Source organism: Pseudomonas sp. LBUM1648 (genome assembly GCF_059716145.1).
On sequence record NZ_CP166808.1, the window covers coordinates 988,198 to 1,014,237 of the forward strand.

Sequence of the window (26,040 nt, forward strand, 5' to 3'; positions counted from 1 at the left end):
TTGGCTCACAAGTACGCGGCATTGGCCGCATCGAGGCGGCCCTGGGCGCGCAGGATCAATTCGCAGAATTCGCGGGCTGCACCTTCGCCGCCACGTGCCCGGGTTACGCCGTGGGCATGTTCGCGGACGAAGTCGGCAGCGTTGGCTACGGCCATGCCCAGTCCCACGCGACGGATCACCGGCAGGTCGGGCAGGTCGTCACCGAGGTAGGCGACCTGTTCATAGCTTAGGCCCAGTTGTTCAAGTAGACCGTCCAGAACCACCAATTTGTCTTCGCGCCCCTGAAACAGGTGCGGGATGCCGAGGTTTTTCGCTCGGCGCTCGACTACGGGGGTTTTGCGGCCACTGATGATGGCGGTCTGCACACCCGCGTTCATGAGCATTTTGATGCCTTGGCCGTCGAGGGTGTTGAAAGTCTTGAATTCGCTGCCGTCTTCAAGGAAGTACAGGCGACCGTCAGTGAGGACGCCGTCGACGTCGAAAACCGCCAGTTTGATCGCTTTGCCGCGTTGTAACAGATCGGTGCTCATTTACATCACTCCTGCGCGCAACAGATCGGAGAGGTTGAAAGCGCCGACCGGGCGATCTTCCTCATCGACAACGACCAGTGCGTTGATTCGGTGGTCTTCCATGATTTTCAGGGCTTCGGCGGCGAGCATTTCGGGCCGTGCGGTTTTGCCGTGGGCCGTCATCACCTGATCGATGGTGGCGCTGCGGATGTCGATGCTGCGATCCAGGGTGCGGCGCAAATCGCCGTCGGTAAAAATCCCGGCGAGCTTGCCGTCGGCTTCAAGGATGACAGTCATGCCCAGACCCTTGCGGGTCATTTCCATCAGCGCATCCTTGAGCAGTGTGCCCCGCTGCACCTGCGGCAATTCCTGCCCGGCGTGCATGACGTTTTCCACTTTCAGCAACAAGCGACGGCCCAGGGCGCCACCCGGGTGGGAAAAGGCGAAGTCTTCAGCGGTAAAACCGCGAGCTTCCAGCAACGCTACGGCCAGGGCATCGCCCATGACCAGCGCGGCGGTGGTCGAAGAGGTGGGGGCCAGGTTCAGCGGGCAGGCTTCGTGCTCGACGTGAACATTGAGGTTCACTTCGGCGGCTTTCGCCAGCGGCGAGGCCGGGTTGCCGGTCACGCTGATCAACTGGATGCCCAGGCGTTTGATCAAGGGCAGCAGGGTGACGATTTCGTTGGTCGAGCCGGAGTTCGACAGGGCCAGGATCACGTCATCACGGGTAATCATGCCCATGTCGCCATGGCTGGCTTCAGCCGGGTGTACAAAGAATGCCGGGGTGCCGGTGCTCGCCAGAGTTGCGGCAATCTTGTTGCCGACGTGCCCGGATTTGCCCATGCCGACCACCACCACACGGCCTTTGCTGGCCAGAATCATCTCGCAAGCGCGTACGAAATCGGCGTCGATATGGGGCAACAAGCCTTGAACGGCTTCCACTTCGAGGCGGATGGTGCGTTGTGCCGATTGAATCAGGTCGCTGGATTGGCTCATGTCAGAAATCGTATAGCCCGATGAAAAGGCGGCGATTATAGCGGTTATGTTGCAAAGCCTCACGCAAGTTCGTCGTGCTTTGTCATTCCTCGTTACCAAAACCCGGGAAAAGAGCCGCCAGCCCTGCCATATCGCCGAACACAGGCTGGCACAAGCCTTGGGCGCATGGCCTTTGCAGTGATATAGTTCGCCGCCAGTTCGGCCTGCCCGGGATGTACGTGCTTTTTAAATAAAGCCAGGCGTCCGAGTGAGAGGCTGCATCGCAAGGAGTTTAGATGAGTGCCGATAACGCCTACGCGGTCGAGCTGAAGGGAGTCTCCTTCAAGCGCGGTGCGCGCAGCATTTTCAATAACGTCGATATTCGCATACCGCGCGGCAAGGTCACCGGCATCATGGGACCTTCCGGGTGTGGCAAGACCACGCTGCTGCGTTTGATGGGCGCACAGTTGCGTCCTGCCAGCGGCGAAGTCTGGGTCAACGGTCAGAACCTGCCGGCGCTGTCGCGCAGTGATCTGTTCGATGCACGCAAGCACATGGGTGTGCTGTTTCAGAGCGGCGCTCTGTTCACCGATCTCGATGTCTTCGAGAACGTCGCTTTTCCCCTGCGCGTTCATACCGAGTTGCCGGAAGAAATGATCCGCGACATCGTCCTGCTCAAATTGCAGGCGGTGGGGCTGCGCGGTGCCATCGACTTGATGCCCGATGAGCTGTCCGGTGGCATGAAGCGGCGCGTAGCGCTGGCGCGGGCCATTGCGCTTGATCCGCAGATTCTCATGTACGACGAACCGTTCGTTGGACAGGACCCGATCGCCATGGGCGTGCTGGTACGCCTGATTCGTCTGCTCAACGATGCGTTGGGGATCACCAGTATCGTGGTTTCGCACGATCTGGCCGAAACCGCGAGCATCGCCGACTACATCTATGTAGTGGGTGATGGTCAGGTACTGGGGCAGGGCACGCCCGATGAGCTGATGAACTCGGACGAACCGCGTATCCGCCAGTTCATGACCGGCAATCCCGATGGCCCGGTGCCGTACCATTTTCCCGCGACGGATTACCGCGCAGATCTTCTGGGGAAGCGCTGATGCGCAGAATTTCATTAATAGAACGCGTGCGTCGGTTCGGCGAAGCGGCGATCGATGCCATTGCGGTGTTTGGTCGTGCAACGCTGTTCCTGTTTCACGCCTTGATAGGGCGTGGCGGTATCAGCGGCGGTTTTGGCTTGCTGGTCAAGCAGCTGCATTCGGTCGGCGTCATGTCGCTGGTGATCATTGTGGTCTCCGGGATTTTCATCGGCATGGTGCTGGCACTTCAGGGTTTCAGCATTCTGTCGAGCTACGGTTCGGAGCAGGCGGTGGGGCAGATGGTTGCGCTGACGCTGCTGCGTGAGCTCGGCCCTGTGGTGACCGCGCTGCTGTTCGCCGGACGTGCCGGTTCGGCGCTGACCGCGGAAATCGGCAACATGAAGTCCACCGAGCAGCTTTCCAGTCTGGAAATGATCGGTGTCGACCCGCTCAAATACATTATTGCCCCGCGTCTGTGGGCCGGATTCATTTCCCTGCCGGTGCTGGCGATGATTTTCAGCGTGGTGGGTATCTGGGGCGGTTCTTGGGTGGCTGTCGACTGGCTGGGTGTGTATGAAGGGTCTTATTGGGCAAACATGCAGAACAGCGTGAACTTCACCAGTGACGTGCTCAACGGCGTCGTCAAAAGTATCGTTTTCGCCTTCGTCGTGACCTGGATCGCCGTATTCCAAGGCTATGACTGTGAGCCCACTTCCGAGGGGATCAGTCGTGCCACCACCAAGACCGTAGTATTTGCCTCGCTGGCAGTACTGGGCCTGGACTTTATTCTGACCGCTTTGATGTTTGGAGATTTCTGATGCAAAACCGCACCCTGGAAATCGGTGTCGGCCTGTTCCTGCTGGCAGGGATCCTGGCTTTGCTGCTGCTTGCTTTGCGGGTCAGTGGCCTGTCTCCGACTTCGACCACCGAAACTTATAAACTTTATGCCTACTTCGACAATATCGCTGGTCTGACGGTCAGAGCCAAAGTGACCATGGCCGGTGTAACCATCGGCAAGGTCACCGCAATCGATCTGGATCGCGACAGCTTCACCGGTCGGGTGACCCTGCAAGTGGATAAAAAGGTCGACAACCTGCCGACCGACTCCACAGCGTCTATCCTGACCGCTGGTCTGCTGGGCGAGAAATACATCGGTATCAGCGTAGGCGGGGAAGATACCCCTCTGAAGGATGGTGGAACCATTCACGACACACAGTCGTCACTGGTACTGGAAGACCTGATCGGTAAATTCCTGCTCAATACCGTTAGCAAAGACGCCAAATGAGGAGCTTTTGAATGATCTCTACCTTGCGACGTGGCCTGTTGGTGTTGCTCGCGACATTGCCACTGATGGGTACCGCTGTGGCGGCACAGTCAGCGCATGATCTGATTCAGGACACCACCACCCGGATGCTTGCTGATCTGTCTGCCAATAAAGAGAAATACAAGCAGGATCCGAACGACTTTTATGCTGCACTGAACACTATCGTTGGTCCGGTGGTCGATGCCGAAGGCATCTCCAAAAGCATCATGACGGTCAAATATTCGCGCAAGGCAACGCCTGCGCAGATGCAGACCTTCCAGGAAAACTTCAAGAAAGGCCTGTTCCAGTTCTACGGCAACGCCTTGCTCGAATACAACAACCAGGGCATCACCGTTGATCCTGCCAAGGACGAATCGGGTGATCGCACCAGCGTCGGCATGACCGTAAAGGGCACCAACGGCGCGGTATACCCTGTGCAGTACACCCTGGAGAAGATCAACGGCGAGTGGAAACTGCGCAACGTGATCATCAACGGCATCAACATCGGCAAGTTGTTCCGGGACCAGTTCGCCGACGCGATGCAGCGTAACGGCAATGATCTGGACAAGACCATCAACAATTGGGCAGGTGAAGTGGCCAAGGCCAAGCAAACCACCGAGAAGCCAGCGCAATGAATGAGGCGGCAGTTCGTATGAGTGATGTCGACGAGCTATTGCTCAGCGGAGTGCTGGACTACCGAACTGGCCCGGACTTGCGCAAGGAAGGTCAGGCGCTGATCAAGTCGAGCAAGGCTTCTGCGCTGGTCATCGATTGTTCGGCCGTGAAGAAGTCCAGCAGCGTCGGCTTGTCGTTGCTGCTGTGCTTCATGCGCGATGCTCAGGCGGCCGGTAAGGCTGTCAGCATCCGCGCGATGCCCGAAGACATGCGCGAAATTGCACAGGTCAGTGAACTGACCGAACTGTTGGCGCAATCCTGAACCCGCATCAATAAAGAAGCCCCCCGTCAGAGTCCTGCCTTGCGGGGTTCGCAGGCGCGGGGCTTTTTTGTATGATGTCCGACCCGTGCGCACAGGGCGCCGATTGAGGTTGAGCATGCAGGCCGTAGAAGTGAAGAGCTTCCTTGAAGGAAAGCTGCCCGGAACGTTGGTAGAAGTTGAGGGCGAAGGCTGCAATTTCCAGCTGAACGTGATTAGCGATGAACTGGCGGCGTTGAGCCCGGTGAAGCGTCAGCAGCAGATCTATGCCCATTTGAACCCATGGATCACCGATGGCAGCATCCATGCGGTCACTATGAAATTTTTCAGCAGCGCGGCCTGGGCCGAGCGCACCTGAGCCTAAGGGCGTCGAGATTCTTATGGATAAATTGATTATTACTGGTGGCGCTCGTCTTGATGGCGAGATCCGCATTTCCGGGGCAAAGAACTCTGCCCTGCCGATTCTGGCTGCCACTCTGCTGTGCGATGGCCCGGTGACGGTCGGCAACCTGCCGCACTTGCACGACATCACCACCATGATCGAGCTGTTCGGTCGCATGGGCATTGAGCCTGTGATCGACGAGAAACTCAGCGTCGAAATCGACCCGCGCACCATCAAGACCCTGATCGCTCCGTACGAACTGGTGAAAACCATGCGTGCGTCGATCCTGGTACTGGGCCCTATGGTTGCCCGTTTCGGTTCAGCCGAAGTCGCGCTGCCTGGCGGTTGCGCCATCGGTTCACGTCCGGTCGACCTGCATATCCGTGGTCTCGAAGCCATGGGCGCGGTGATTGATGTCGAAGGCGGCTACATCAAGGCCAAGGCGCCTGAAGGCGGCCTGCGCGGTGCGCACTTCTTCTTCGATACCGTCAGCGTGACCGGTACTGAAAACATCATGATGGCTGCTGCTCTGGCCAAGGGCCGCAGCGTGCTTCAGAACGCAGCGCGCGAGCCTGAAGTGGTTGACCTGGCGAACTTCCTCAACGCCATGGGCGCGAAGGTTTCCGGTGCTGGCACCGACACCATCACCATCGATGGCGTCGAGCGTCTGGGTTCGTGTTTCTACAAGGTGATGCCTGACCGTATCGAAACCGGCACCTACCTGGTGGCCGCTGCGGTCACCGGTGGTCGCGTCAAGGTCAAGGACACCGATCCGACCATCCTCGAAGCGGTTCTGGAAAAACTTCGCGAGTCCGGCGCAGAAATCACCTGCGGTGAAGACTGGATCGAGCTGAACATGCACGGCAAGCGCCCGAAAGCGGTCAACGTGCGCACTGCGCCGTACCCGGCGTTCCCGACGGACATGCAGGCGCAGTTCATCTCGCTCAACGCCATTGCCGAAGGCACTGGTGCCGTGATCGAGACGATCTTCGAAAACCGTTTCATGCACGTGTACGAGCTGCATCGCATGGGCGCCAAGATTCAGGTCGAAGGCAACACTGCCATCGTCACCGGTACTGAAGTCCTCAAAGGCGCGCCAGTGATGGCAACCGACCTGCGTGCTTCGGCCAGTCTGGTGATCTCGGCTCTGGTCGCCGAAGGCGATACCCTGATCGACCGCATCTACCACATCGACCGTGGTTACGAGTGCATCGAAGAAAAACTGCAGATGCTGGGCGCCAAGATCCGTCGCGTTCCGGGCTAACAGCTGCATGAGGACACAGGGACGTGTCCACTGAATTCGTTTCGAATCGAGCCGTTATCCGGCTCGATGTGTGTCCGGCGTCGATTGCGACCGGACATGAGTACCTTGATAAGGACTGACGTTTCCCATGTTGACCATCGCACTGTCCAAGGGCCGCATCCTTGACGACACCCTGCCGCTTCTCGCTGAAGCGGGCATTGTGCCGACCGAGAATCCGGACAAGAGCCGCAAGCTGATCATCCCCACGACCCAGGACGACGTACGTCTGCTGATCGTGCGTGCCACCGACGTGCCGACGTATGTCGAGCATGGCGCGGCCGACCTCGGCGTTGCCGGCAAAGACGTGCTGATGGAATACAGCGGTCAGGGCTTGTACGAGCCACTGGACCTGCAGATCGCCCAATGCAAACTGATGACCGCCGGCAAGATCGGCGCGGCCGAGCCCAAGGGCCGTCTGCGTGTGGCGACCAAGTTCGTCAACGTCGCCAAGCGTTATTACGCCGAACAGGGCCGTCAGGTCGACATCATCAAGCTCTACGGCTCGATGGAGCTGGCACCGCTGATCGGTCTGGCCGACAAGATCATCGACGTGGTCGACACCGGCAACACCCTGCGCGCCAATGGCTTGGAACCTCAGGAACTGATCGCCACGATCAGCTCGCGCCTGGTGGTCAACAAGGCTTCGATGAAAATGCAACACGCCCGTATCCAGGCGTTGATCGATACCCTGCGCAACGCTGTGGAATCGCGACACCGCGGCTGATTTACCTGCGCGACCTTGAGTCGCGCCCGTCTATCCGCCTCATAGCCAGAATCTCAGGTGCCCAAGCGGAAACGACTGCTAAGTTAGGGCGCCTGAGTTTTTGCCATTCCTATGAGGCTCTCGCTATGACCGCACCGACTGCAATTCGCCGACTCAACGCTGCTGACCCGGATTTCGCGCATCATCTGGATCATCTGCTGAGCTGGGAAAGTGTGTCTGACGACTCGGTCAATCAGCGCGTGCTGGACATCATCAAGGCTGTGCGCGAGCGCGGTGACGCGGCGCTGGTCGAGTTCACCCAGAAGTTCGACGGTCTCGAAGTCGCCTCGATGGCCGACCTGATCCTGCCGCGCGAGCGTCTGGAGCTGGCCCTGACCCGCATCACCGTGCCTCAGCGCGAAGCACTGGAAAAAGCCGCGGCCCGTGTGCGCAGCTACCACGAAAAACAGAAGCAGGATTCCTGGAGCTACACCGAAGCCGATGGCACGGTGCTGGGCCAGAAGGTTACGCCGCTGGATCGCGCAGGCCTGTACGTGCCGGGCGGCAAGGCGTCGTACCCGTCGTCGGTGTTGATGAACGCCATTCCGGCCAAGGTTGCCGGTGTGACCGAAGTGGTCATGGTCGTGCCGACTCCGCGCGGTGAAATCAACGAGCTGGTGCTGGCCGCTGCGTGCATCGCAGGCGTCGATCGTGTGTTCACCATCGGTGGCGCACAAGCCGTTGCCGCGCTGGCCTATGGCACCGAAAGCGTGCCGAAAGTGGATAAAGTGGTCGGCCCGGGCAACATCTATGTGGCCACCGCCAAGCGCCACGTGTTTGGTCAGGTCGGTATCGACATGATCGCCGGCCCTTCGGAAATCCTTGTGGTGTGCGACGGCCAGACCGATCCGGACTGGATCGCCATGGACCTGTTCTCCCAGGCCGAGCACGATGAAGACGCTCAAGCGATTCTGGTCAGCCCCGACGCCGAGTTCCTCGACAAGGTCGCCGCGAGCATCGACAAACTGCTGCCGACCATGGATCGCGCAACCATCATCGAAACCTCGATCAATGGCCGCGGCGCGCTGATTCAAGTGCGTGACATGGCACAGGCCATCGAAGTCGCCAACCGCATCGCCCCGGAACACCTGGAGCTCTCGGTCGCTGACCCGCAAGCCTGGCTGCCGCAGATCCGCCACGCCGGCGCGATCTTCATGGGCCGTCACACCTCCGAAGCCTTGGGCGACTATTGCGCAGGCCCGAACCACGTATTGCCGACCTCCGGCACGGCGCGTTTCTCCTCGCCACTGGGTGTTTATGACTTCCAGAAACGCTCGTCGATCATCTTCTGTTCCGAGGCCGGTGCTTCCGAGCTGGGCAAGACCGCATCGGTACTCGCCCGTGGCGAATCCCTGAGCGCCCACGCGCGCAGCGCCGAATACCGCATCATTGACGACAAGCAGGGGAACTGAACATGAGTAAATTCTGGAGCCCGTTCGTCAAGGATCTGGTGCCTTATGTGCCGGGCGAACAGCCGAAGCTGACCAAACTGGTCAAGCTCAACACCAATGAAAACCCCTACGGCCCGTCGCCAAAAGCCCTGGCGGCGATGCAGACCGAACTCAACGATAATCTGCGCCTGTACCCTGATCCGAACAGTGATCTGTTGAAAAACGCCGTCGCTCAGTACTACGGCGTGCAGAGCAATCAGGTGTTCCTCGGCAACGGTTCGGACGAAGTGCTCGCCCACATTTTCCACGGCCTGCTGCAACACGATCAGCCGATTCTCTTCCCGGACATCAGTTACAGCTTCTATCCGGTGTATTGCGGGTTGTACGGCATCAAGTTCGACGCAGTGCCGCTGGACGCACAGTTCCAGATCAACCCGGCGGACTACGCCAAGCCGAACGGCGGGATCATTTTCCCCAACCCGAACGCACCGACCGGTTGCCTGCTGGCACTGGAAGCGGTCGAGCAGATTCTCAAGGCCAGCCCTGATTCGGTGGTGGTAGTGGATGAGGCTTATATCGACTTTGGCGGCGAGACAGCGATCAGTCTGGTGGACCGTTACCCGAACCTGCTGGTGACCCAGACTCTGTCCAAGTCCCGTTCGCTGGCGGGCCTGCGGGTTGGTCTGGCAGTGGGGCATCCGGACCTGATCGAGGCGCTGGAGCGGATCAAGAACAGCTTCAACTCTTATCCTTTGGATCGTCTGGCGAATGTCGGAGCGGCGGCGGCATTCGAAGACCGCGAGTATTTCGACAAGACCTGTCGTCTAGTGATCGAGAGCCGTGAGTGGGTGATCGCGCAGTTGCAGGCCAAAGGTTTTGAAGTCTTGCCGTCGGCAGCGAACTTCATTTTTGCCCGGCATCCGCAACATGATGCGGCAGGCCTGGCGGCGAAACTGCGGGAGCAGGGCGTGATCGTCCGGCACTTCAAGCAGGAGCGGATTGCGCAGTTCCTGCGGATTTCGATTGGCACGCCGGAGCAGAATCAGGCGTTGATTGATGGCCTCGGCGAACTCTAAAACACCATTGCCCCTGTAGGAGCGATCCTGCTCGCGATAGCGGACGGACATTCAACATTTATGCTGACTGACCCGGCGCAATCGCGAGCAGGCTCGCTCCTACAGGGGACTTGTGTTGGTTATTCGTGATGTGGCTCACCGAGGAAGGTCAGCGAACTGAACAACCCCCGACTTTTCACATCAACACTGTCCTTCACCGGCACCTCTACTTGCGCCGCAATCACATTCAACCCTTCATTACGCACCAACACCTGCGCACGCCCATCCTTGTCAGTCTCGGTGCTCAGCGTATTCGGCGCACTGCGATAGTCGCCAATCAACTTCACGCCCGCCGCCGGTTTGCCATCGAGCAATACCCGCACCGGCAATGATTTCCCCGGTCCGACCGTCAGCGGATCGACTTCCGGCAAAATCAGCAACTTGATCTGATCAAGCTTGGGCAACTTCGCCCCCGGCTGATAAATCGCCAGGCTGTACTTGAACGTCTCCGTCGCCTCGACAGCGCCCGGGACTTTGCTGCGACCCTCGTTGATCCACTTCTTGTCAGCGGTTTGCGACCACATCCCGTTGTTTAGTGCCACGGCCATGACCGCCGGTGTTTTCAGCGGCTTCAGACGTGCATGATCGGGCAGGCGTTCGACGCTGACCGGGATCATTTTGCCGCCCGCGTCATAGGCCCAGGCGCCGCTGATTTTCTGCGCCTTGAAGGCATTGTCTTCGGCGCCGTGGCCGTAGATCACTTCGATATTGCCGCGACGTTGTTCTGTCCACAGGCCATGGGCCGAAGCCTGGGTGGCGAACAGTGCGGCGATGATCAGTAGGGTTTTGCGGCATTGCATGATGACGTCCTTTTACAGGTTGAGTGTCAGGCTGACGGTGAAGTTGCGCGGCTCGCCGGGGTTGACCCAGTAGTTGCTGTAGGAGCGCTCGTAGTATTTTTCATCGAAGACGTTGTTCAGGTTCAGGCCGACCGTGACGTTGTCGCTGGCCTTGTAATGGGCCAGCAGATCGACGGTGTGATAGGCCGGCATTTCAAAGTCGCCGCCGGCTTCACCGGAGCGATCGCCGACATAAGTAAACGCCGCGCCGACGTCCGAGCCGCGCAAATGGCCGTCCTGAAATTCATAAACCCCCAGCAGGCTGCCGCTGCGTTTGGCCACGCCAAGAATGCGGCTGCCGGTGGGAATCACCGCATCGCCCTTGGTGACTTCGGCGTCGATATAGGCGAATGCGCCGATGACTCGCACCGCATCGGTTACTTGCCCGGTCACTTGCCAGTCGAAACCGCGACTGCGCGCCTTGCCCATCGCCCGGCTGGTGTCGGTGGAGGGATCGAGGGCGAGGACGTTTTCCTTGTCGATGTGGAAGAAGGCGAGGGTGCTGCTCAAACGCTCGTCGAACAATTCGTTCTTGATGCCGATTTCGTAACCCACGCCTTCTTCGGGATCGAATGATTTGCCGGAGGCATCGAGGCCGTTGTTGGGTTTGAACGAGGTCGAAGCGTTGGCGAACAGGCCGGTATTCGGCGTCAGTTGATAGAGCAGGCCGGCGCGTTGGGTGAGGGCGTCGTGGGTCTGGCGGCTTTTGGTGTTGCGGCTGTGATCGTCGATGCGTTGATCAAAGTGCTCGAAGCGCGCGCCGACCATTCCACGCAGTTTGTCGGTGAAGACGATTTGATCCTGCAGGTTCAGCGCATGGCTTTCGACGTGTTCGAAGAAATCGGTACCCGAGCGTGCGCCGTTGGGTTTCGGCTGGCCGTAGACCGGTTTGTAAATGTCGATGGCGTAAGGGCCGCCAGCGATGGTAGTGACGCGCTCGTTCTTGCGGTAGTTCTCGTACTCGCTGCCGATCAGCAGTTCGTGCTGCCAGGGGCCGAGGTCGAAGAGTCCGCGCAATTCCAGTTGGGTGATGCTGTCGTGCCAGTGGGTGTCACGCTCGCGATAACGTCGGTTCACCGTATGACCGTCAGCGTTCAGAGCACGACTTTCAGAAGCGTTGCCCCAGAGTTTGCCTTCCTTGTAATGGCTGGCCAGGCGCAGTTTCCAGTTGTCGTTGAGGTGATGTTCGAGCGTGGCCTGAAGCAGGTTGTTGTGGTTGTCGATGTTGCCGTCGTTCGGTTCGCCGAGGAAGGTCGAGCGCGAAACGCCGCTCCATTTGTTGTTTGGCGCGACGATGCCGCGGTCAAACGTGGAGCTGTGGCGGACGATTTCGCTTTCCACCAACAGCGATGTGTCGGGATTGAGTTGCCAACTGATCGAGGGCGCGACGAATACACGCTGGCTGTCGACGTGATCGCGAAAGCTGTGGTTGTCCTCGACGGCCAGGTTGATCCGCGAGAGCACATCACCCTGTTCATCGAGTGGCGTGTTGACGTCCAGCGCGGTGCGATAGCGATCCCAACTGCCGGCGCTGGTTTGCAGGGTAGTAAAGGCTTCGGGTTGCGGTTTTTTGGTGACGATGTTCACTGTGCCGCCCGGATCCCCTCGGCCATAGAGGCTGGCGGCAGGGCCTTTGAGCACTTCGATGCGCTCGATGTTGGCGGCGTCGGGTGTAGCCGGGTAGCCGCGATTGGCGCTGAAACCGTCCTTGTAGAACTCCGAGGTGGTGAAACCGCGCACGCTGTATTCGTAGAGGGTCAGGCCGCCGAAGTTGTTTTGCTTGGACACGCCGCCGGCAAAATCCAGCGCGCGTTCGACGCTGCTGCTGCCCAGATCCTTGAGCACGCTGGCGGGCACCACGCTGATTGCCTGCGGGATGTCGCGGATCGCGGTGTCGGTTTTGGTCGCGCTGGACGAGCGCGTGGCGCGGTAGCCTGTGACGGGCCCGGTAGGGGATTGGTAGTCGGAGGTGACGCTGATGGCGTCGAGTTCGAGTGGCTGCGATTCTTCGGCGAAGACTGGATCGCACAGCAGACCCAGAGGTAAACCGAGGGTCAGGCCCAGCAGCGAGGCCTTTGTTCGAGACGACATGTTATGTTGTTCCAATTGTTTAATTGAAACAATATAACATGCCTGTTGAGAATGTCTGTTATTCGCGCCGCTGGCGCGAACAAAGTCTTACTCTTCTTTTTCCTTCACCGGTGCCGGTGGTGGTCGCAGGCCGATTTCAGCGGTCAGCTTGATCTCTTTGCCATTGCGCATGACCTGAATCGTCACTTTGTCGGTCGGTTTGATCCGCGCCACCTGGTTCATCGAACGGCGGCCATCGCCGGCCGGTTCGCCATCGATGCTGAGAATCACGTCACCCAGTTGCAGGCCGGCCTTCTGCGCCGGGCCATCGCGGAAAATCCCCGCCACCACGATTCCCGGGCGCCCGGACAAACCAAACGACTCGGCCAGTTCCTGGGTCAGCGGCTGTACTTCAATCCCCAGCCAGCCACGAATCACCTGGCCGTGCTCGATGATCGATTTCATCACTTCCATCGCCAGTTTCACCGGGATGGCAAAGCCGATGCCTTGCGAGCCACCGGATTTGGAGAAGATCGCGGTGTTGATGCCGGTGAGGTTGCCATTGGCATCGACCAGCGCACCGCCGGAGTTGCCCGGGTTGATCGCCGCGTCGGTCTGGATGAAGTCTTCGTAGTTGTTCAGGCCCAACTGATTGCGCCCGGTGGCGCTGATGATGCCCATGGTCACCGTCTGGCCGACGCCGAACGGGTTGCCGATGGCCAGTGCGACGTCGCCGATACGGATGTTGTCCGAGCGGCCTACAGTGATCGCCGGCAGATTTTTCAAGTCGATCTTCAGGACAGCGAGGTCGGTTTCCGGGTCGCTGCCAATCACCCTGGCCAGGGTTTCACGGCCATCCTTGAGCGCCACAACGATTTGATCGGCGCCGCTGGTCACGTGGTTGTTGGTCAGGATGTAGCCTTCCGGGCTCATGATCACGCCCGAGCCGAGGCTCGATTCCATGCGTTTCTGCTTGGGCGAGTTGTCACCGAAGAAGCGTCGGAACTGCGGGTCTTCAAACAGCGGATGCGCCGGTTTGTTGATGACCTTGGTCGTATAGAGGTTGACCACGGACGGCGCGGCGATGGTTACCGCATCGGCATAGGACACCGGCCCCTGCTGCACGCTGGTGGTTTGCGGGGCCTGCTGCAGGTTGACGTCGAGGCTCGGAAGCCCGACCCACTGCGGGTAACGCTGAATAATCAACAGTGCGATAAGCACACCGGCCAACAGCGGCCAGCCAAAAAAACGCAGCGCCTTGAGCATTAAGCACGTCCTGGAAAAGTTGCAGGCGGGGTCAGACCGCCCATAATGTCGCGCATTATACGAGGCCGCGCGTGCCTCTGAACGGGATATTTAGGAGTCTTTCATGGCCGTTGCCCTCAGCACCCTCGTCGAAGAAGCCGACCGTTACCTTGGCAGTGCGAAAATTGCCGATTACTGCCCCAACGGCTTGCAGGTCGAAGGCCGTCCGCAAGTGATGCGAATCGTCAGCGGCGTCACCGCCAGCCAGGCTCTGCTCGATGCTGCCGTTGAAGCAGGGGCCGATCTGGTGCTGGTGCACCACGGCTACTTCTGGAAGGGCGAGAACCCTTGCATTACCGGCATGAAGCAGCGTCGCTTGAAGACTCTGCTCAAGCACGACATCAGCCTGCTCGCTTATCACCTGCCACTGGATCTGCACCCGGACGTTGGCAACAACGTTCAGTTGGCGCGTCAACTGGACATCACGGTCGAAGGCCCGCTGGATCCGGACAATCTGAAAATCGTCGGTCTGGTCGGTTCGCTGAGCGAACCCATGACCCCGCGTGATTTCGCCCGCAAGGTGCAGGAAGTCATGGGCCGCGAACCGCTGCTGATTGAAGGCAGCGCAATGATCCGCCGGGTCGGCTGGTGCACCGGCGGCGGTCAGGGTTATATCGATCACGGTGTGGCGGCGGGGGTCGATTTGTTCATCAGCGGTGAAGCATCGGAGCAGACCTTCCACAGTGCCCGGGAAAACGACATCAGCTTCATCGCCGCTGGCCACCATGCCACCGAGCGCTATGGTGTGCAGGCGCTGGGCGATTATCTGGCGAAGCGTTTTGCCGTCGAACACATCTTCATCGACTGCCCGAATCCGATCTGAATCCACCACAAATCCCTGTGGGAGCGAGCCTGCTCGCGAAGGCGTCAAACCTTCAATACAAGGGTGTCCGGCACACCGCTTTCGCGAGCAGGCTCGCTCCCACAAGGGCACTGCTCGGCAGAACTGGCAGGCATATTCATATACCCTTTCGATCTAGTTGGCGTCCTGATTAGAAGAGGTCGCTGTGCTAGGATTCCCCGCTCGAACACGGCCCGCTGGCCGTTCATAAGAAAGCTTTCGTGAGTAGCCATGGTCGACAAACTGACGCATCTGAAACAGCTGGAGGCGGAAAGCATCCACATCATCCGCGAGGTGGCCGCCGAGTTCGACAACCCGGTGATGCTGTACTCCATCGGTAAAGACTCCGCCGTGATGCTGCACCTGGCACGCAAGGCGTTCTTCCCGGGCAAACTGCCGTTTCCGGTGATGCACGTCGACACTCGGTGGAAATTCCAGGAGATGTACAAGTTCCGCGACAAGATGGTCGAAGAGCTGGGCCTGGACCTGATCACCCACATCAATCCGGACGGCGTGGCGCAGAACATCAACCCGTTTACCCACGGCAGCGCCAAGCACACCGACATCATGAAAACCGAGGGCCTGAAGCAGGCACTCGACAAGCATGGTTTCGACGCAGCGTTCGGCGGTGCCCGTCGCGATGAAGAGAAATCCCGCGCCAAAGAGCGCGTGTACTCGTTCCGCGACAGCAAGCACCGCTGGGACCCGAAAAACCAGCGTCCTGAGCTGTGGAACGTCTACAACGGCAAGGTCAACAAGGGCGAATCCATTCGTGTGTTCCCGCTGTCGAACTGGACCGAGCTGGACATCTGGCAGTACATCTACCTCGAAGGCATCCCGATTGTGCCGCTGTACTTCGCCGCCGAACGCGAAGTGATCGAGAAGAACGGCACGCTGATCATGATCGACGACGAGCGCATCCTCGAGCACCTGTCCGATGAAGACAAAGCGCGCATCGTCAAAAAGAAAGTGCGTTTCCGTACCCTTGGCTGCTACCCGTTGACGGGCGCGGTGGAGTCCGAGGCCGAAAGCCTGACGGACATCATTCAGGAAATGCTCCTGACGCGAACTTCCGAGCGCCAGGGCCGTGTCATCGACCACGATGGCGCAGGCTCGATGGAAGACAAAAAACGTCAAGGCTATTTCTAAGGGGTTGTCATGTCGCATCAATCTGATTTGATCAGCGAGGACATCCTCGCCTACCTGGGCCAGCACGAACGTAAAGAGCTGCTGCGCTTTTTGACCTGCGGTAACGTCGATGACGGCAAGAGCACCCTGATCGGGCGCCTGCTGCACGACTCCAAGATGATCTACGAAGATCACCTGGAAGCCATCACCCGCGATTCGAAGAAAGTCGGCACCACCGGCGAAGACATCGACCTGGCGTTGCTGGTTGACGGTCTTCAGGCCGAGCGCGAGCAGGGCATCACCATCGATGTCGCCTACCGCTATTTCTCCACCGCCAAGCGCAAATTCATCATCGCCGACACCCCTGGCCATGAGCAGTACACCCGCAACATGGCCACCGGTGCGTCCACCTGTGACCTGGCGATCATTCTGGTCGACGCCCGTTACGGCGTGCAGACCCAGACCCGTCGTCACAGCTTCATCGCCTCGCTGCTGGGCATCAAGCACATCGTTGTCGCCATCAACAAGATGGACCTCAAGGACTTTGATGAAGGCGTGTTCGAGTCGATCAAGGCCGACTACCTGAAGTTCGCCGAAGGCTTGAAGTTGAAGCCGACCAGCATGCACTTTGTGCCGATGTCCGCTCTGAAGGGCGACAACGTAGTGAACAAGTCCGAGCGCTCGCCGTGGTACACCGGCCAGTCGCTGATGGAAATCCTCGAGACCGTGGAAGTGGCGGGCGACCGCAACTTCACCGATCTGCGTTTCCCGGTGCAGTACGTCAACCGTCCGAACCTGAACTTCCGCGGTTTCGCCGGCACTCTGGCCAGCGGCATCGTCAAGAAGGGCGACGAAGTCGTGGTGTTGCCGTCGGGCAAGAGCAGCCGCGTCAAATCCATCGTCACTTTCGAAGGTGAGCTGGAACACGCCGGTCCAGGTCAAGCGGTGACGCTGACCATGGAAGACGAAATCGACATCTCCCGTGGCGACCTGCTGGTGCATGCCGACAATGTGCCGCCGGTTACCGACAGCTTCGAAGCGATGCTGGTGTGGATGGCTGAAGAGCCGATGCTGCCGGGCAAGAAATACGACATCAAACGTGCGACCAGTTACGTGCCGGGCTCCATCGCCAGCATCGTCAACAAGGTCGACGTGAATACCCTCGAAGAGGGCCCGGCGAGCGCGTTGCAGCTCAACGAAATCGGCAAGGTGAAGATCGCGCTCGATGCGCCGATCGCCCTCGACGGTTACGAGAGCAACCGCACCACCGGCGCATTCATCATCATCGACCGTTTGACCAACGGCACCGTCGGCGCTGGCATGATCGTCGCTCAGCCACTGGCTCACGGTACGGCTTCGCACCACGGCAAACTGGCGCATGTTGCCACTGAAGAGCGCGCTCAGCGTTTCGGCCAGCAACCGGCCACCGTGCTGTTCAGCGGTTTGTCGGGCGCGGGCAAGAGCACGCTGGCCTATGCGGTCGAGCGCAAGCTATTCGACATGGGCCGCGCAGTGTTTGTGCTGGATGGTCAGAACCTGCGTCACGACCTGAATAAAGGTCTGCCACAGGATCGCGCCGGCCGTACCGAGAACTGGCGTCGTGCAGCTCATGTGGCGCGTCAGTTCAACGAGGCGGGCCTGCTGACGCTTGCTGCATTCGTTGCACCAAGTGCTGAAGGTCGCGAGCAGGCCAAGGAGCTGATCGGTCAGGAGCGTCTGCTGACGGTTTATGTGCAGGCTTCGCCGACCGTCTGTGCCGAGCGTGATCCGCAAGGGTTGTATGCGGCGGGTGGCGATAATATTCCGGGCGAGTCTTTCCCGTATGACGTGCCGCTGAATGCTGATCTGGTGATTGATACTCAGTCGCTGACGCTGGAAGAGAGCGTCAAGCAAGTGCTGGATCTGCTGCGTAAGCGTGGCGCGATCTAAGCACTGAAGCAGCGACAAGCTTCCAGTTTCAACCCGCAAAAAAAGCCCGCCGATGAGTGATCATCGGCGGGCTTTTTTATTCGGGCATACGGCGATCAAAACTGTGGGAGCGAGCCTGCTCGCGAGAGCGTTTTCTCATTCAACATCTTTGCAAGCTGATCCACCGCTTTCGCGAGCAGGCTCGCTCCCACAGGGGGTTAGTGTTTGGCTGGGTATTCGCGGTGCATTTGCTCCAGCAGCGCATCCTTGTCCAGCCACAGCTGGTTGATCCAGCCCTGGAACTGCAGGCGATATTCGCCGTCCTGGTCGTAGTTCTTGCCGATGAATTGCTGCGGGATCTTCAGCTCTTCAAAGTGCACCACTACGTCCCGCACGTTGCCGCACAGCAGGTCCCAGAATCCCGGACGCCCTGCCGGATAATGGATGGTCACGTTGACGATCGATTCCAGCTGTTCACCCATGGCATCGAGCACAAAGGCAATGCCGCCGGCCTTGGGCTTGAGCAGGTATTTGAAGGGTGATTGCTGTTGAGCATGCTTGCTTTCAGTGAAGCGCGTGCCTTCGACGAAGTTGAAAATCCCCACGGGGTTGTTGCGAAACTTCGCGCAGGTCTTGCGGGTGGTTTCCAGGTCTTTGCCTTTTTTCTCCGGGTGCTTTGCAAGGTAGGCCTTGGAGTAGCGCTTCATAAACGGGAAGCCCAGCGCCCACCAGGCCAGACCGATCACCGGGACCCAGATCAGCTCCTGCTTGAGGAAGAATTTCAGCGGCTGGATGCGGCGGTTGAGCACGTATTGCAGCACCAGGATATCGACCCAGCTCTGATGGTTGCTGGTGATCAGGTACGAGTGCTTGTAGTCCAGGCCTTGCAGACCGCTGAGGTGCCAGCGGGTGCGGCGCACCAGGTTCATCCACCCTTTGTTATTGCTGATCCAGGCTTCGTGGGTGTGGCTCATCAGCCATCCTGCAACGCGCTGGGTGATCGCGAACGGCAGGGCCTTGATCAACGCCACACAAAACAGAAACGAGCAGAGCAGAATCGTGTTGAGCGCCAACAATAGTGAGGCGATCACGCCGCGCAGCGGTGCAGGTAGAAAATCCAGCATTTATAGATCCATAGGTCGGTTGGCGGCTTGAATCGCGGTGAGTGCGATGGTGTAGACGATGTCGTCGACCTGCGCGCCGCGCGGCAGGTCGTTCACCGGTTTGCGCAGGCCTTGCAGCATCGGGCCTAGGCTGACGCAGTCGGCGCTGCGCTGCACGGCTTTGTGGGTGGTGTTGCCGGTGTTGAGGTCGGGGAACACGAACACTGTCGCGCGACCGGCGACCTGGCTGTTTGGCGCCAATTGCCGGGCCACGGTTTCGTTGGCGGCGGCGTCGTATTGCAGCGGGCCGTCGATCAGCAGCGAATGCTGTTGCTCGTGGGCGAGCAGGGTGGCTTCACGCACCTTTTCGACTTCTTCGCCCGTGGCTGATTCACCGCTGGAGTAGCTGATCATCGCCACGCGCGGGGTAATGCCGAACGCAGCCGCCGAGTCGGCGCTTTGCAGGGCGATCTCTGCCAGTTCGGCGGCGCTTGGGTGCGGGTTCATCACGCAGTCGCCGTAGACCAGCACTTCTTCGGGAAACAGCATGAAGAACACCGAGGACACCAGCGTGCAGCCCGGCGCCGTTTTAATCAGTTGAAGGGCCGGACGGATGGTGTTGGCGGTGGTGTTGATCACACCTGAGACCAGCCCGTCGACTTCGTCCAGCGCCAGCATCATGGTGCCGATCACCACGGTGTCTTCCAGTTGCTGCTCGGCCATCGGCGCGTTGAGGCTTTTGCTTTTGCGCAGGGCGACCATCGGTTCGACGTAGCGCTCACGGATCAGATCCGGGTCGAGGATTTCCAGCCCCGGCGGCAACACAATGCCTTGGGCGCGGGCGACCGCTTCGACGTCTTCGGGTTTGGCCAGCAACACGCAACGGGCAATCCCGCGTTCCTGGCAGATCGCCGCCGCTTGCACGGTGAACGGTTCGCTGCCTTCGGGCAGGACGATGCGCTTGTTCGCGGCCTGGGCGCGCTGGATCAATTGATAGCGGAACACTGCTGGCGACAGGCGCATTTCCCGTGGCGTGCCGCAACGCTGATGCAGCCAGTTGGCATCGAGATGGCTGGCGACGAAATCGGTGATGATCTCCGCGCGCTCACGGTCGTCGATCGGGATTTCCTTGTTCAGGCCGTTGAGCAGATTGGCGGTGTCGTAAGAGCCTGTGCTCACCGACAACACTGGTAAACCGGCCTGCAAGGCACCTCGGCACAAGTCCATGATGCGCGGATCGGGCAGGGTGTCGCTGGTCAGCAACAGGCCTGCCAGCGGCACGCCATTAATTGCGGCGAGGCTGACGGCGAGGATGATGTCGTCGCGATCCCCCGGCGTTACCACCAGCACGCCGGGCTTGAGCAACTCGACAGTGTTGCGCATGGTCCGTGCGCAGATGATGATTTTGGTCATGCGCCGGGTTTCGTAGTCGCCAGCGTTGAGCACTTGCGCGCCCATCAGGTCGGCGACGTCGCGAGTACGGGGCGCGTTGAGTTCCGGCTGGAACGGGATGCAGCCGAGCAGGCGGAAATCACCGCTGCGCAGAAGTGGCGAATGTTCCTTCAGACGCGCGGCGAAGGCGTCCATGCTCTCGTCGGTCTTGACCTTGTTGAGGATCACGCCGAGGACTTTCGGGTCTTTCGGGCCACCGAACAACTGCGCCTGCAGTTCGACGCGGCCGGAGAGTTCGGCGAGCACTTCGTTTTCCGGCGCCGAAACCAGGATCACCTCGGCATCGAGACTTTTGGCCAGATGCAGATTGACCCGCGCGGCGTAACTGGCGCTGCGGGTCGGCACCATGCCTTCAACCACCAGCACGTCTTTGCCGACGGCGGCCTGCTGATACAGGGCGATGATTTCTTCGAGCAACTCATCGAGCTGACCGTCGCCGAGCATCCGCTCGACATGGGCAAGACCCAGCGGCTGCGGCGGTTTCAGGCCGTGGGTGCGCGCCATCAGCTCGGTGGAGCGCTCAGGGCCTGTGTCGCCGGGATGCGGCTGGGCAATCGGTTTGAAGAAGCCGACTTTCAGCCCGGCCCGTTCAAGCGTACGCACCAGCCCGAGGCTGATGGAGGTCAGACCCACACCAAAATCGGTGGGTGCGATAAAAAAAGTTTGCATGCGAATTCTCTAAGGGTGCATGGCAATGGCTGTCGTCTATAGCTGACGATCTGCCGAAATTCAGTCGCCAAGGTTATCGCTAACCGAGCCTTGTGCGCACCAACCGCAGGCAAAGGGTTGGCCTATTTTTTCAATACGTTGCGCCGGGTCCAGCACCCACGCTCGCGATTGCCATGGCGGCTGATGGCGCAGGTGTTGGGTGTGGCCGCAGGAAAGCTCGACCACCCAGTGACCGTCTTCGTCCTGATGGAAGCCGCTGATCGTCGAATCCCGTTTGTCCGGGTTGTGTTCGCTTTCGCGCGATTGCTTCGCTAAACTTGGCCTTTCTATATTCTTATGCAAAAGGTCTCGCCCCATGCTGATCGCCGCCAATAAGGCTGTCTCCATCGACTATACCCTGACCAACGACGCTGGTGAGGTCATCGACAGCTCCGCCGGCGGCGCTCCGCTGGTCTACCTGCAAGGCGCAGGCAACATCATCCCGGGCCTGGAAAAAGCTCTGGAAGGCAAAGCTGTTGGTGACGAGCTGGACGTTTCCGTTGAGCCAGAAGACGCTTACGGCGAATACGCTGCTGAGCTGGTCAGCACCCTGAGCCGCAGCATGTTCGAAGGCGTTGACGAGCTGGAAGTCGGCATGCAGTTCCACGCTTCGGCGCCGGACGGCCAAATGCAAATCGTCACTATCCGTGACCTGGACGGCGACGACGTGACTGTCGACGGCAACCACCCTCTGGCCGGTCAGCGCCTGAACTTCAAAGTGAAGATCGTTGCTATCCGTGACGCCAGCCAGGAAGAAGTCGCTCATGGCCACGTCCATGGCGAAGGTGGCCATCACCACTGATTTTCTGCGCTAAGCTTTTGAGAACTGGAGAGGCGCCTGCGGGCGCCTTTTTAGTCCGCGGCTGTCCTTGGTGGCCTCGCCAAGTGGCTGTTTCGAGTAGAACACGGGAATCCTGGAGTTCGTCATGAGTGCTTTTCACGACCTTAAGTTGACAGCCCTGGATGGTCAGGAGCTACCGCTGGCGCCCTTCAAGGGCCAAGTCGTGCTGGTGGTCAACGTCGCCTCCAAATGCGGCTTGACCCCACAGTATGCGGCGCTGGAAAACCTCCATCAGCAATTCAAAGGTAAAGGCTTCAGTGTGTTGGGCCTGCCGTGCAACCAGTTTGCCGGTCAGGAACCAGGCACCGAACAGGAAATTCAAGAGTTCTGCAGCCTCAACTATGGCGTGACGTTCCCGTTGTCGAGCAAGCTCGAAGTCAACGGTCACGACCGTCATCAGCTCTACCGTCTGCTGGCGGGCGAGGGCGCGGAATTTCCCGGTGATATCACCTGGAATTTCGAAAAGTTTCTGCTCGGCAAGGACGGCCGGGTGCTGGCCCGGTTCTCGCCGCGCACGGCGCCGGATGATCCGACCATCGTGCACGCGATTGAAAAAGCGTTGAGCTGAAACACGAAAATCGCAGCCCTTGAGCTGCGATTTTTTTTTGCCTGCCTTTTGTCCCTTAATCATTCAGATCAATAGTGCTATCGCGTTGATGTCTTCACGCATATTATCGCCGTCATATGGTTTTATGCCCTCGATAACGTTTTTGTGGAGCCTTTCGATGCCCGTTCAAGCCTTGTTCAAACCGTTCCACCTCGGTGCCCTCGAACTGCCGACCCGTGTGGTCATGGCGCCTATGACCCGTTCGTTTTCCCCGGGTGGCGTACCCAACTCCAAGGTCATCGAGTACTACCGCCGCCGCGCAGCCGCGGGTGTGGGCCTGATCATCACCGAAGGCACCACTGTCGGCCACCAGGCATCCAACGGCTATCCGAACGTCCCGCAGTTCTTTGGTGAAGCGCCTTTGGCCGGCTGGAAAAAAGTGGTCGATGCCGTACACGCTGAGGGCGGCAAGATCGTTCCGCAACTGTGGCACGTCGGCAGTGTTCGTCGCATCGGCACCGAGCCGGATGCCAGCGTGCCGGGTTATGGCCCGACGGAAAAACTCAAGGATGGTCAGGTCGTCGTGCACGGCATGACCAAACAGGATATTCAGGACGTCATCGCCGCGTTCGCTCAAGCGGCCAAGGATGCGCAAAACATTGGCATGGACGGCGTCGAAATCCACGGCGCCCACGGTTATCTGGTCGACCAGTTCTTCTGGGAAGGCAGCAACCAGCGCACCGACGAATACGGCGGCAGCCTGGCCAACCGTTCGCGTTTCGCCATCGAACTGATTCAAGCGGTGCGTGCGGCGGTCGGAGAAGGTTTCCCGATCATCTTCCGTTTCTCGCAGTGGAAGCAGCAGGACTACACCGCGCGTCTGGTGCAAACACCGGAAGCGTTGGGCGAGTTCCTCAAACCGTTGTCCGACGCAGGTGTGGATATTTTCCACTGCTCGACTCGCCGCTTCTGGGAACCGGAATTCGACGGCTCCGAGCTGAACCTGGCCGGATGGACGCGCAAACTGACTGGCAAACCGACCATCACTGTCGGCAGCGTCGGCCTGGATGGTGAGTTCCTGCAGTTCATGGTTAACACCGACAAGGTTGCTCAACCAGCCAGTCTGGAGAACCTGCTGGAGCGTCTGAACAAAGAGGAGTTTGATCTGGTGGCGGTGGGCCGTGCCCTGCTGGTCGATCCGGACTGGGCGCTGAAAGTACGCGAAGGGCGTGAGCAGGACATTCTGCCGTTCAGCCGTGAGGCGTTGATGACGCTGGTTTAACGGGCGCTCTCACTGACGCTATCGCGAGCAGGCTCGCTCCTGCCATTGACCGTGTTCTTCCTTATGAAATGCGATCAATGTAGGAGTGAGCCTGCTCGCGATGACGCCTTCACTGTCAGTAAAGATTCAGGGCAATGTCTGAGCATTCGGCACCACCTGCTCCCCCACACACGCCCCCCGCAAGTGACTTTCAAACTGCTCAATGATCGCCGCCCACCCTTGGCGACTCGCATGCTGCCGGGCATTCAGGCGCACGCAACGTAACGTTTCTTCTTCCTCAAGCAACCACGCCGCCGCATCGCAAAACGCTTCTTCATCGCCGGGCATCGCCAGCACGCCGTTGTAGCCATGGCGAATATGCTGCGCCGCTGCTGCCTGATCGTAAGCGACCACCCCAAGTCCTGAGGCCAGTGCTTCCAGCACGACGTTGCCAAAGGTTTCGGTCAGGCTCGGAAACAGAAACACATCGCCCGACGCATAGTGCGCCGCCAACACTTCACCGCGCTGTGAGCCGCAGAAGATCGCGTCGGGCAGATCCTTTTCCAATGCCATTCGTTGCGGCCCGTCGCCGACCACGATCAGCTTCAGATTGCGCTGTGGATAAGTGCTTCGCAGTTTTTCGAAGCTGCGTTTGAGCAAGCCAAGGTTTTTCTCCGGCGCGAGCCGTCCTACATGAATCACCGCAATGTCTCGCTCGCCCAATCCCCATTGCTCACGCAGAGCGTTCAAACGCTTGGCCGGATGAAACAACTGGCTGTCCACACCTCGGGACAGTAGCGCCAGACGCTCGAAATGCCGACGCTCCAGCTCCAGGCGCTGGCTCACGCTCGGCACCAGCGTCAGCGCCGAACGGTTGTGAAACCAGCGCAGGTAATGCGTAAGCATGCGGGTCAAGAGACCAAGGCCGTACTGACTGGTGTATTGCTGGAAATTCGTATGAAAGCCGCTGACCACCGAGATTCCCAGTCGCCGCGCTGCCCGCAACGCCGACAAACCCAGCGGCCCTTCAGTCGCGATATACAACACATCCGGGCGCTGGCGCTTCCAGCGTCGCAGCAATTTGTGCATCGACGATTGACCCCATTGCAGCCCAGGATAGCCCGGTAACGGCCAACCCCGGCACAGCAGCAGGGCGTCGTCTTCATTGCGCTGTGGATCGTCGGCCTGACGTGGACGCACCAATTCGACCTGATGCCCACGCGCGCGCAATCCATCGCACAGGCGGCCAAGGGTGTTGGCCACACCGTTGATTTCCGGTGGGAAGGTTTCGGTGATCAGAGTGATGTGCAGAGCTGTCGTCATGACCTCAGTGTCGGCTGAGGCCATGTCGTGCTTGTGACATTCGGATGATGGATTTGTGACGGGTCTAGCGCTGAGTCACCAGATTCTCGGCACCACGCTCACGTACCCAGAACAAAGTCGCCCCGGCCACAGCGGCGGGCATCATCAAGATGTTGACCACCGGAATCAGCAGTACCAGGTAGACGATCCCGCCAAAGCTCATGCTCTGCCAGCGCTTCTGGCGCAGCCAGGCGAGCATCTCGTTCCAGCCCAGTTTGTGGTTATCCGCCGGGTAGTCGATGTACTGGATCGCCATCATCCACACGCCAAACAATAGCCACAGGGGCGCGGCGATGATGTTCACTACCGGGATGAACGAGAGAATGAACAATCCGATCGCACGCGGCAGGAAGTAGCCAAGCTTGCGCATTTCTCGGGCGAGGGTACGCGGGACCATCGCGATCAGTTCGCCCCAGCTGAACGCCGGGAAGTCATCGGTGCCGCGTACCACCACTTCGACCTTTTCCGCGAGGAAGCCGTTGAAGGGCGCTGCAATGATGTTGGCGAGCATGGTGAAGCTGAAAAACACCATCAGTGCGACGAGCACGACAAACAGCGGCCACAGGATGTAGCTGAGAAAGCTCAGCCATTCGGGCAGCGACGGCATCAGCGTATCGACCCACAGGCTGAACTGGTGGCCCGCCAGATAGATCAATCCGACGAACAGCACCAGGTTGATGGCCAGCGGCAGCAGCACAAACAATCGCAGGCTGGGGCTAAGGACCAGTTTGAGGCCTTCGCGCAGGTATTGCGGGCCGGACAGAACAGGGGCGGGCATAAGGTGCTCCGAGCAAGGGAAAACGCGCCGACCTTACCGACTTTGCAATGGCTGCGAAAGCGCGGCAGAGTGATCGACATCCACTGTAACAAAGACGTCCATCTCGTCAGTGTGTCGGCATAGAGACCACCTATGAG

General features: G+C 59.4%; 26 protein-coding genes. 16 read left to right on the plus strand and 10 right to left on the minus strand.

The features are described 5' to 3' along the window. Positions 1-5: 5 nt before the first annotated feature. Together ACA043_RS04290 and ACA043_RS04295 are read right to left on the minus strand one after the other, a co-directional pair. Complete coding sequence (locus ACA043_RS04290) at positions 6-530, minus strand: KdsC family phosphatase (RefSeq protein WP_042557670.1); 525 nt, start codon at positions 528-530, stop codon at positions 6-8. Beyond that, positions 531-1,505, minus strand: coding sequence for a KpsF/GutQ family sugar-phosphate isomerase (locus ACA043_RS04295; protein ID WP_047299779.1), 975 nt, complete (start codon positions 1,503-1,505; stop codon positions 531-533). A gap of 275 nt (positions 1,506-1,780) precedes the next feature. Between ACA043_RS04295 and ACA043_RS04300 the strand changes: the two genes are divergently transcribed. The 10 genes from ACA043_RS04300 (at position 1,781) to hisC (ending at position 9,721) form a co-directional block, all read left to right on the plus strand. Next, the gene (locus ACA043_RS04300) at positions 1,781-2,590 is read left to right on the plus strand and encodes an ATP-binding cassette domain-containing protein (RefSeq protein WP_187676785.1); all 810 of its coding nucleotides are present in this window, start codon (positions 1,781-1,783) and stop codon (positions 2,588-2,590) included. After that, positions 2,590-3,387, plus strand: a complete 798-nt coding sequence (mlaE, locus tag ACA043_RS04305) for a lipid asymmetry maintenance ABC transporter permease subunit MlaE (protein ID WP_401271489.1) — start codon at positions 2,590-2,592, stop codon at positions 3,385-3,387. Before ACA043_RS04300 ends, mlaE begins: the two co-directional genes overlap by 1 nt. After that, positions 3,387-3,854: an outer membrane lipid asymmetry maintenance protein MlaD gene (gene mlaD, locus ACA043_RS04310; RefSeq protein WP_187676787.1), complete on the plus strand. Its 468-nt coding sequence runs from the start codon at positions 3,387-3,389 to the stop codon at positions 3,852-3,854. Before mlaE ends, mlaD begins: the two co-directional genes overlap by 1 nt. An 11-nt stretch (positions 3,855-3,865) precedes the next feature. Continuing rightward, complete coding sequence (locus ACA043_RS04315; RefSeq protein ID WP_187676788.1) at positions 3,866-4,507, plus strand: MlaC/ttg2D family ABC transporter substrate-binding protein; 642 nt, start codon at positions 3,866-3,868, stop codon at positions 4,505-4,507. Beyond that, a complete protein-coding gene (locus ACA043_RS04320) occupies positions 4,504-4,809 on the plus strand; it encodes an STAS domain-containing protein (RefSeq protein WP_187676789.1) in 306 nt (101 codons plus the stop codon). The genes ACA043_RS04315 and ACA043_RS04320 overlap by 4 nt, the downstream gene beginning before the upstream one ends. 115 nt (positions 4,810-4,924) lie before the next feature. Beyond that, a complete protein-coding gene (locus tag ACA043_RS04325) occupies positions 4,925-5,164 on the plus strand; it encodes a BolA family protein (RefSeq protein ID WP_007912386.1) in 240 nt (79 codons plus the stop codon). 22 nt (positions 5,165-5,186) lie between these two features. Further along, positions 5,187-6,452 carry a UDP-N-acetylglucosamine 1-carboxyvinyltransferase gene (gene murA, locus ACA043_RS04330; protein ID WP_187676790.1) on the plus strand — a complete coding sequence of 422 codons (1,266 nt, stop codon included), beginning with the start codon at positions 5,187-5,189 and terminating at the stop codon, positions 6,450-6,452. Between the two features lie 127 nt (positions 6,453-6,579). Next, complete coding sequence (hisG, locus tag ACA043_RS04335; RefSeq protein WP_016771668.1) at positions 6,580-7,215, plus strand: ATP phosphoribosyltransferase; 636 nt, start codon at positions 6,580-6,582, stop codon at positions 7,213-7,215. A 125-nt stretch (positions 7,216-7,340) separates the two neighbouring features. Then, complete coding sequence (gene hisD / locus ACA043_RS04340) at positions 7,341-8,666, plus strand: histidinol dehydrogenase (protein ID WP_187676791.1); 1,326 nt, start codon at positions 7,341-7,343, stop codon at positions 8,664-8,666. 2 nt (positions 8,667-8,668) lie between these two features. Next, positions 8,669-9,721, plus strand: coding sequence for a histidinol-phosphate transaminase (hisC, locus tag ACA043_RS04345; protein WP_187676792.1), 1,053 nt, complete (start codon positions 8,669-8,671; stop codon positions 9,719-9,721). A gap of 119 nt (positions 9,722-9,840) precedes the next feature. Here the strand turns inward: hisC and ACA043_RS04350 are convergent, their stop codons facing one another. The 3 genes from ACA043_RS04350 to algW form a co-directional block, all read right to left on the minus strand. Continuing rightward, on the minus strand, positions 9,841-10,560 hold the full coding sequence (locus ACA043_RS04350) for a DUF4198 domain-containing protein (RefSeq protein WP_497658671.1): 720 nt from the start codon (positions 10,558-10,560) through the stop codon (positions 9,841-9,843). Between the two features lie 12 nt (positions 10,561-10,572). Further along, the gene (locus ACA043_RS04355) at positions 10,573-12,690 is read right to left on the minus strand and encodes a TonB-dependent siderophore receptor (protein ID WP_497658672.1); all 2,118 of its coding nucleotides are present in this window, start codon (positions 12,688-12,690) and stop codon (positions 10,573-10,575) included. 87 nt (positions 12,691-12,777) lie between these two features. Continuing rightward, positions 12,778-13,935 (minus strand): Do family serine endopeptidase AlgW, encoded by a 1,158-nt coding sequence (algW, locus tag ACA043_RS04360; RefSeq protein ID WP_187676795.1) that lies wholly within the window; start codon positions 13,933-13,935, stop codon positions 12,778-12,780. A gap of 103 nt (positions 13,936-14,038) precedes the next feature. Between algW and ACA043_RS04365 the strand changes: the two genes are divergently transcribed. The 3 genes from ACA043_RS04365 (at position 14,039) to cysN (ending at position 17,872) form a co-directional block, all read left to right on the plus strand. Next, complete coding sequence (locus ACA043_RS04365) at positions 14,039-14,797, plus strand: Nif3-like dinuclear metal center hexameric protein (protein WP_489879226.1); 759 nt, start codon at positions 14,039-14,041, stop codon at positions 14,795-14,797. 249 nt (positions 14,798-15,046) lie between these two features. After that, on the plus strand, positions 15,047-15,964 hold the full coding sequence (cysD, locus tag ACA043_RS04370) for a sulfate adenylyltransferase subunit CysD (protein ID WP_007912374.1): 918 nt from the start codon (positions 15,047-15,049) through the stop codon (positions 15,962-15,964). A 9-nt stretch (positions 15,965-15,973) separates the two neighbouring features. Continuing rightward, the gene (gene cysN / locus ACA043_RS04375) at positions 15,974-17,872 is read left to right on the plus strand and encodes a sulfate adenylyltransferase subunit CysN (RefSeq protein ID WP_497616470.1); all 1,899 of its coding nucleotides are present in this window, start codon (positions 15,974-15,976) and stop codon (positions 17,870-17,872) included. Between the two features lie 197 nt (positions 17,873-18,069). On the opposite strand, the gene yihG is transcribed toward cysN, so the two are convergent. From yihG to ACA043_RS04390, 3 genes are read right to left on the minus strand one after another with little or no spacing between them, the layout of a single operon-like run. Beyond that, positions 18,070-18,975 (minus strand): 1-acylglycerol-3-phosphate O-acyltransferase, YihG family, encoded by a 906-nt coding sequence (gene yihG / locus ACA043_RS04380; RefSeq protein WP_187676798.1) that lies wholly within the window; start codon positions 18,973-18,975, stop codon positions 18,070-18,072. Continuing rightward, entirely contained in the window at positions 18,976-21,075 is a 2,100-nt protein-coding gene (pta, locus tag ACA043_RS04385) for a phosphate acetyltransferase (RefSeq protein WP_497616473.1), read from the minus strand. It abuts the gene before it with no gap. A gap of 60 nt (positions 21,076-21,135) precedes the next feature. After that, positions 21,136-21,462: a DUF3565 domain-containing protein gene (locus ACA043_RS04390; RefSeq protein ID WP_187676800.1), complete on the minus strand. Its 327-nt coding sequence runs from the start codon at positions 21,460-21,462 to the stop codon at positions 21,136-21,138. Between ACA043_RS04390 and ACA043_RS04395 the strand changes: the two genes are divergently transcribed. The 3 genes from ACA043_RS04395 (at position 21,431) to ACA043_RS04405 (ending at position 23,784) form a co-directional block, all read left to right on the plus strand. Continuing rightward, positions 21,431-21,916, plus strand: coding sequence for an FKBP-type peptidyl-prolyl cis-trans isomerase (locus ACA043_RS04395; protein ID WP_187676801.1), 486 nt, complete (start codon positions 21,431-21,433; stop codon positions 21,914-21,916). The two genes, ACA043_RS04390 and ACA043_RS04395, sit on opposite strands and share 32 nt — an antisense overlap. A gap of 124 nt (positions 21,917-22,040) precedes the next feature. Next, positions 22,041-22,523 (plus strand): glutathione peroxidase, encoded by a 483-nt coding sequence (locus ACA043_RS04400; RefSeq protein WP_187676802.1) that lies wholly within the window; start codon positions 22,041-22,043, stop codon positions 22,521-22,523. Between the two features lie 157 nt (positions 22,524-22,680). Beyond that, positions 22,681-23,784, plus strand: a complete 1,104-nt coding sequence (locus ACA043_RS04405; RefSeq protein WP_497658673.1) for an NADH:flavin oxidoreductase — start codon at positions 22,681-22,683, stop codon at positions 23,782-23,784. A gap of 126 nt (positions 23,785-23,910) precedes the next feature. Here the strand turns inward: ACA043_RS04405 and ACA043_RS04410 are convergent, their stop codons facing one another. Both ACA043_RS04410 and cysZ read right to left on the minus strand, forming a co-directional pair. Beyond that, entirely contained in the window at positions 23,911-25,110 is a 1,200-nt protein-coding gene (locus ACA043_RS04410; protein WP_497658674.1) for a glycosyltransferase family 4 protein, read from the minus strand. Positions 25,111-25,150: 40 nt separating this feature from the next. Beyond that, on the minus strand, positions 25,151-25,903 hold the full coding sequence (cysZ, locus tag ACA043_RS04415; RefSeq protein ID WP_187676805.1) for a sulfate transporter CysZ: 753 nt from the start codon (positions 25,901-25,903) through the stop codon (positions 25,151-25,153). Positions 25,904-26,040 lie beyond the last annotated feature (137 nt).

Excerpts from the sequence above, each read along its gene's own strand:
- ACA043_RS04290 (WP_042557670.1), bottom strand. The coding sequence starts at position 530 with ATGAGCACCGATCTGTTACAACGCGGCAAAGCGATCAAACTGGCGGTT.
- ACA043_RS04295 (WP_047299779.1), bottom strand. The coding sequence starts at position 1,505 with ATGAGCCAATCCAGCGACCTGATTCAATCGGCACAACGCACCATCCGC.
- ACA043_RS04300 (WP_187676785.1), top strand. The coding sequence starts at position 1,781 with ATGAGTGCCGATAACGCCTACGCGGTCGAGCTGAAGGGAGTCTCCTTC.
- mlaE (WP_401271489.1), top strand. The coding sequence starts at position 2,590 with ATGCGCAGAATTTCATTAATAGAACGCGTGCGTCGGTTCGGCGAAGCG.
- mlaD (WP_187676787.1), top strand. The coding sequence starts at position 3,387 with ATGCAAAACCGCACCCTGGAAATCGGTGTCGGCCTGTTCCTGCTGGCA.
- ACA043_RS04315 (WP_187676788.1), top strand. The coding sequence starts at position 3,866 with ATGATCTCTACCTTGCGACGTGGCCTGTTGGTGTTGCTCGCGACATTG.
- ACA043_RS04320 (WP_187676789.1), top strand. The coding sequence starts at position 4,504 with ATGAATGAGGCGGCAGTTCGTATGAGTGATGTCGACGAGCTATTGCTC.
- ACA043_RS04325 (WP_007912386.1), top strand. The coding sequence starts at position 4,925 with ATGCAGGCCGTAGAAGTGAAGAGCTTCCTTGAAGGAAAGCTGCCCGGA.
- murA (WP_187676790.1), top strand. The coding sequence starts at position 5,187 with ATGGATAAATTGATTATTACTGGTGGCGCTCGTCTTGATGGCGAGATC.
- hisG (WP_016771668.1), top strand. The coding sequence starts at position 6,580 with ATGTTGACCATCGCACTGTCCAAGGGCCGCATCCTTGACGACACCCTG.
- hisD (WP_187676791.1), top strand. The coding sequence starts at position 7,341 with ATGACCGCACCGACTGCAATTCGCCGACTCAACGCTGCTGACCCGGAT.
- hisC (WP_187676792.1), top strand. The coding sequence starts at position 8,669 with ATGAGTAAATTCTGGAGCCCGTTCGTCAAGGATCTGGTGCCTTATGTG.
- ACA043_RS04350 (WP_497658671.1), bottom strand. The coding sequence starts at position 10,560 with ATGCAATGCCGCAAAACCCTACTGATCATCGCCGCACTGTTCGCCACC.
- ACA043_RS04355 (WP_497658672.1), bottom strand. The coding sequence starts at position 12,690 with ATGTCGTCTCGAACAAAGGCCTCGCTGCTGGGCCTGACCCTCGGTTTA.
- algW (WP_187676795.1), bottom strand. The coding sequence starts at position 13,935 with ATGCTCAAGGCGCTGCGTTTTTTTGGCTGGCCGCTGTTGGCCGGTGTG.
- ACA043_RS04365 (WP_489879226.1), top strand. The coding sequence starts at position 14,039 with ATGGCCGTTGCCCTCAGCACCCTCGTCGAAGAAGCCGACCGTTACCTT.
- cysD (WP_007912374.1), top strand. The coding sequence starts at position 15,047 with ATGGTCGACAAACTGACGCATCTGAAACAGCTGGAGGCGGAAAGCATC.
- cysN (WP_497616470.1), top strand. The coding sequence starts at position 15,974 with ATGTCGCATCAATCTGATTTGATCAGCGAGGACATCCTCGCCTACCTG.
- yihG (WP_187676798.1), bottom strand. The coding sequence starts at position 18,975 with ATGCTGGATTTTCTACCTGCACCGCTGCGCGGCGTGATCGCCTCACTA.
- pta (WP_497616473.1), bottom strand. The coding sequence starts at position 21,075 with ATGCAAACTTTTTTTATCGCACCCACCGATTTTGGTGTGGGTCTGACC.
- ACA043_RS04395 (WP_187676801.1), top strand. The coding sequence starts at position 21,431 with ATGCTGATCGCCGCCAATAAGGCTGTCTCCATCGACTATACCCTGACC.
- ACA043_RS04390 (WP_187676800.1), bottom strand. The coding sequence starts at position 21,462 with ATGGAGACAGCCTTATTGGCGGCGATCAGCATGGGGCGAGACCTTTTG.
- ACA043_RS04400 (WP_187676802.1), top strand. The coding sequence starts at position 22,041 with ATGAGTGCTTTTCACGACCTTAAGTTGACAGCCCTGGATGGTCAGGAG.
- ACA043_RS04405 (WP_497658673.1), top strand. The coding sequence starts at position 22,681 with ATGCCCGTTCAAGCCTTGTTCAAACCGTTCCACCTCGGTGCCCTCGAA.
- ACA043_RS04410 (WP_497658674.1), bottom strand. The coding sequence starts at position 25,110 with ATGGCCTCAGCCGACACTGAGGTCATGACGACAGCTCTGCACATCACT.
- cysZ (WP_187676805.1), bottom strand. The coding sequence starts at position 25,903 with ATGCCCGCCCCTGTTCTGTCCGGCCCGCAATACCTGCGCGAAGGCCTC.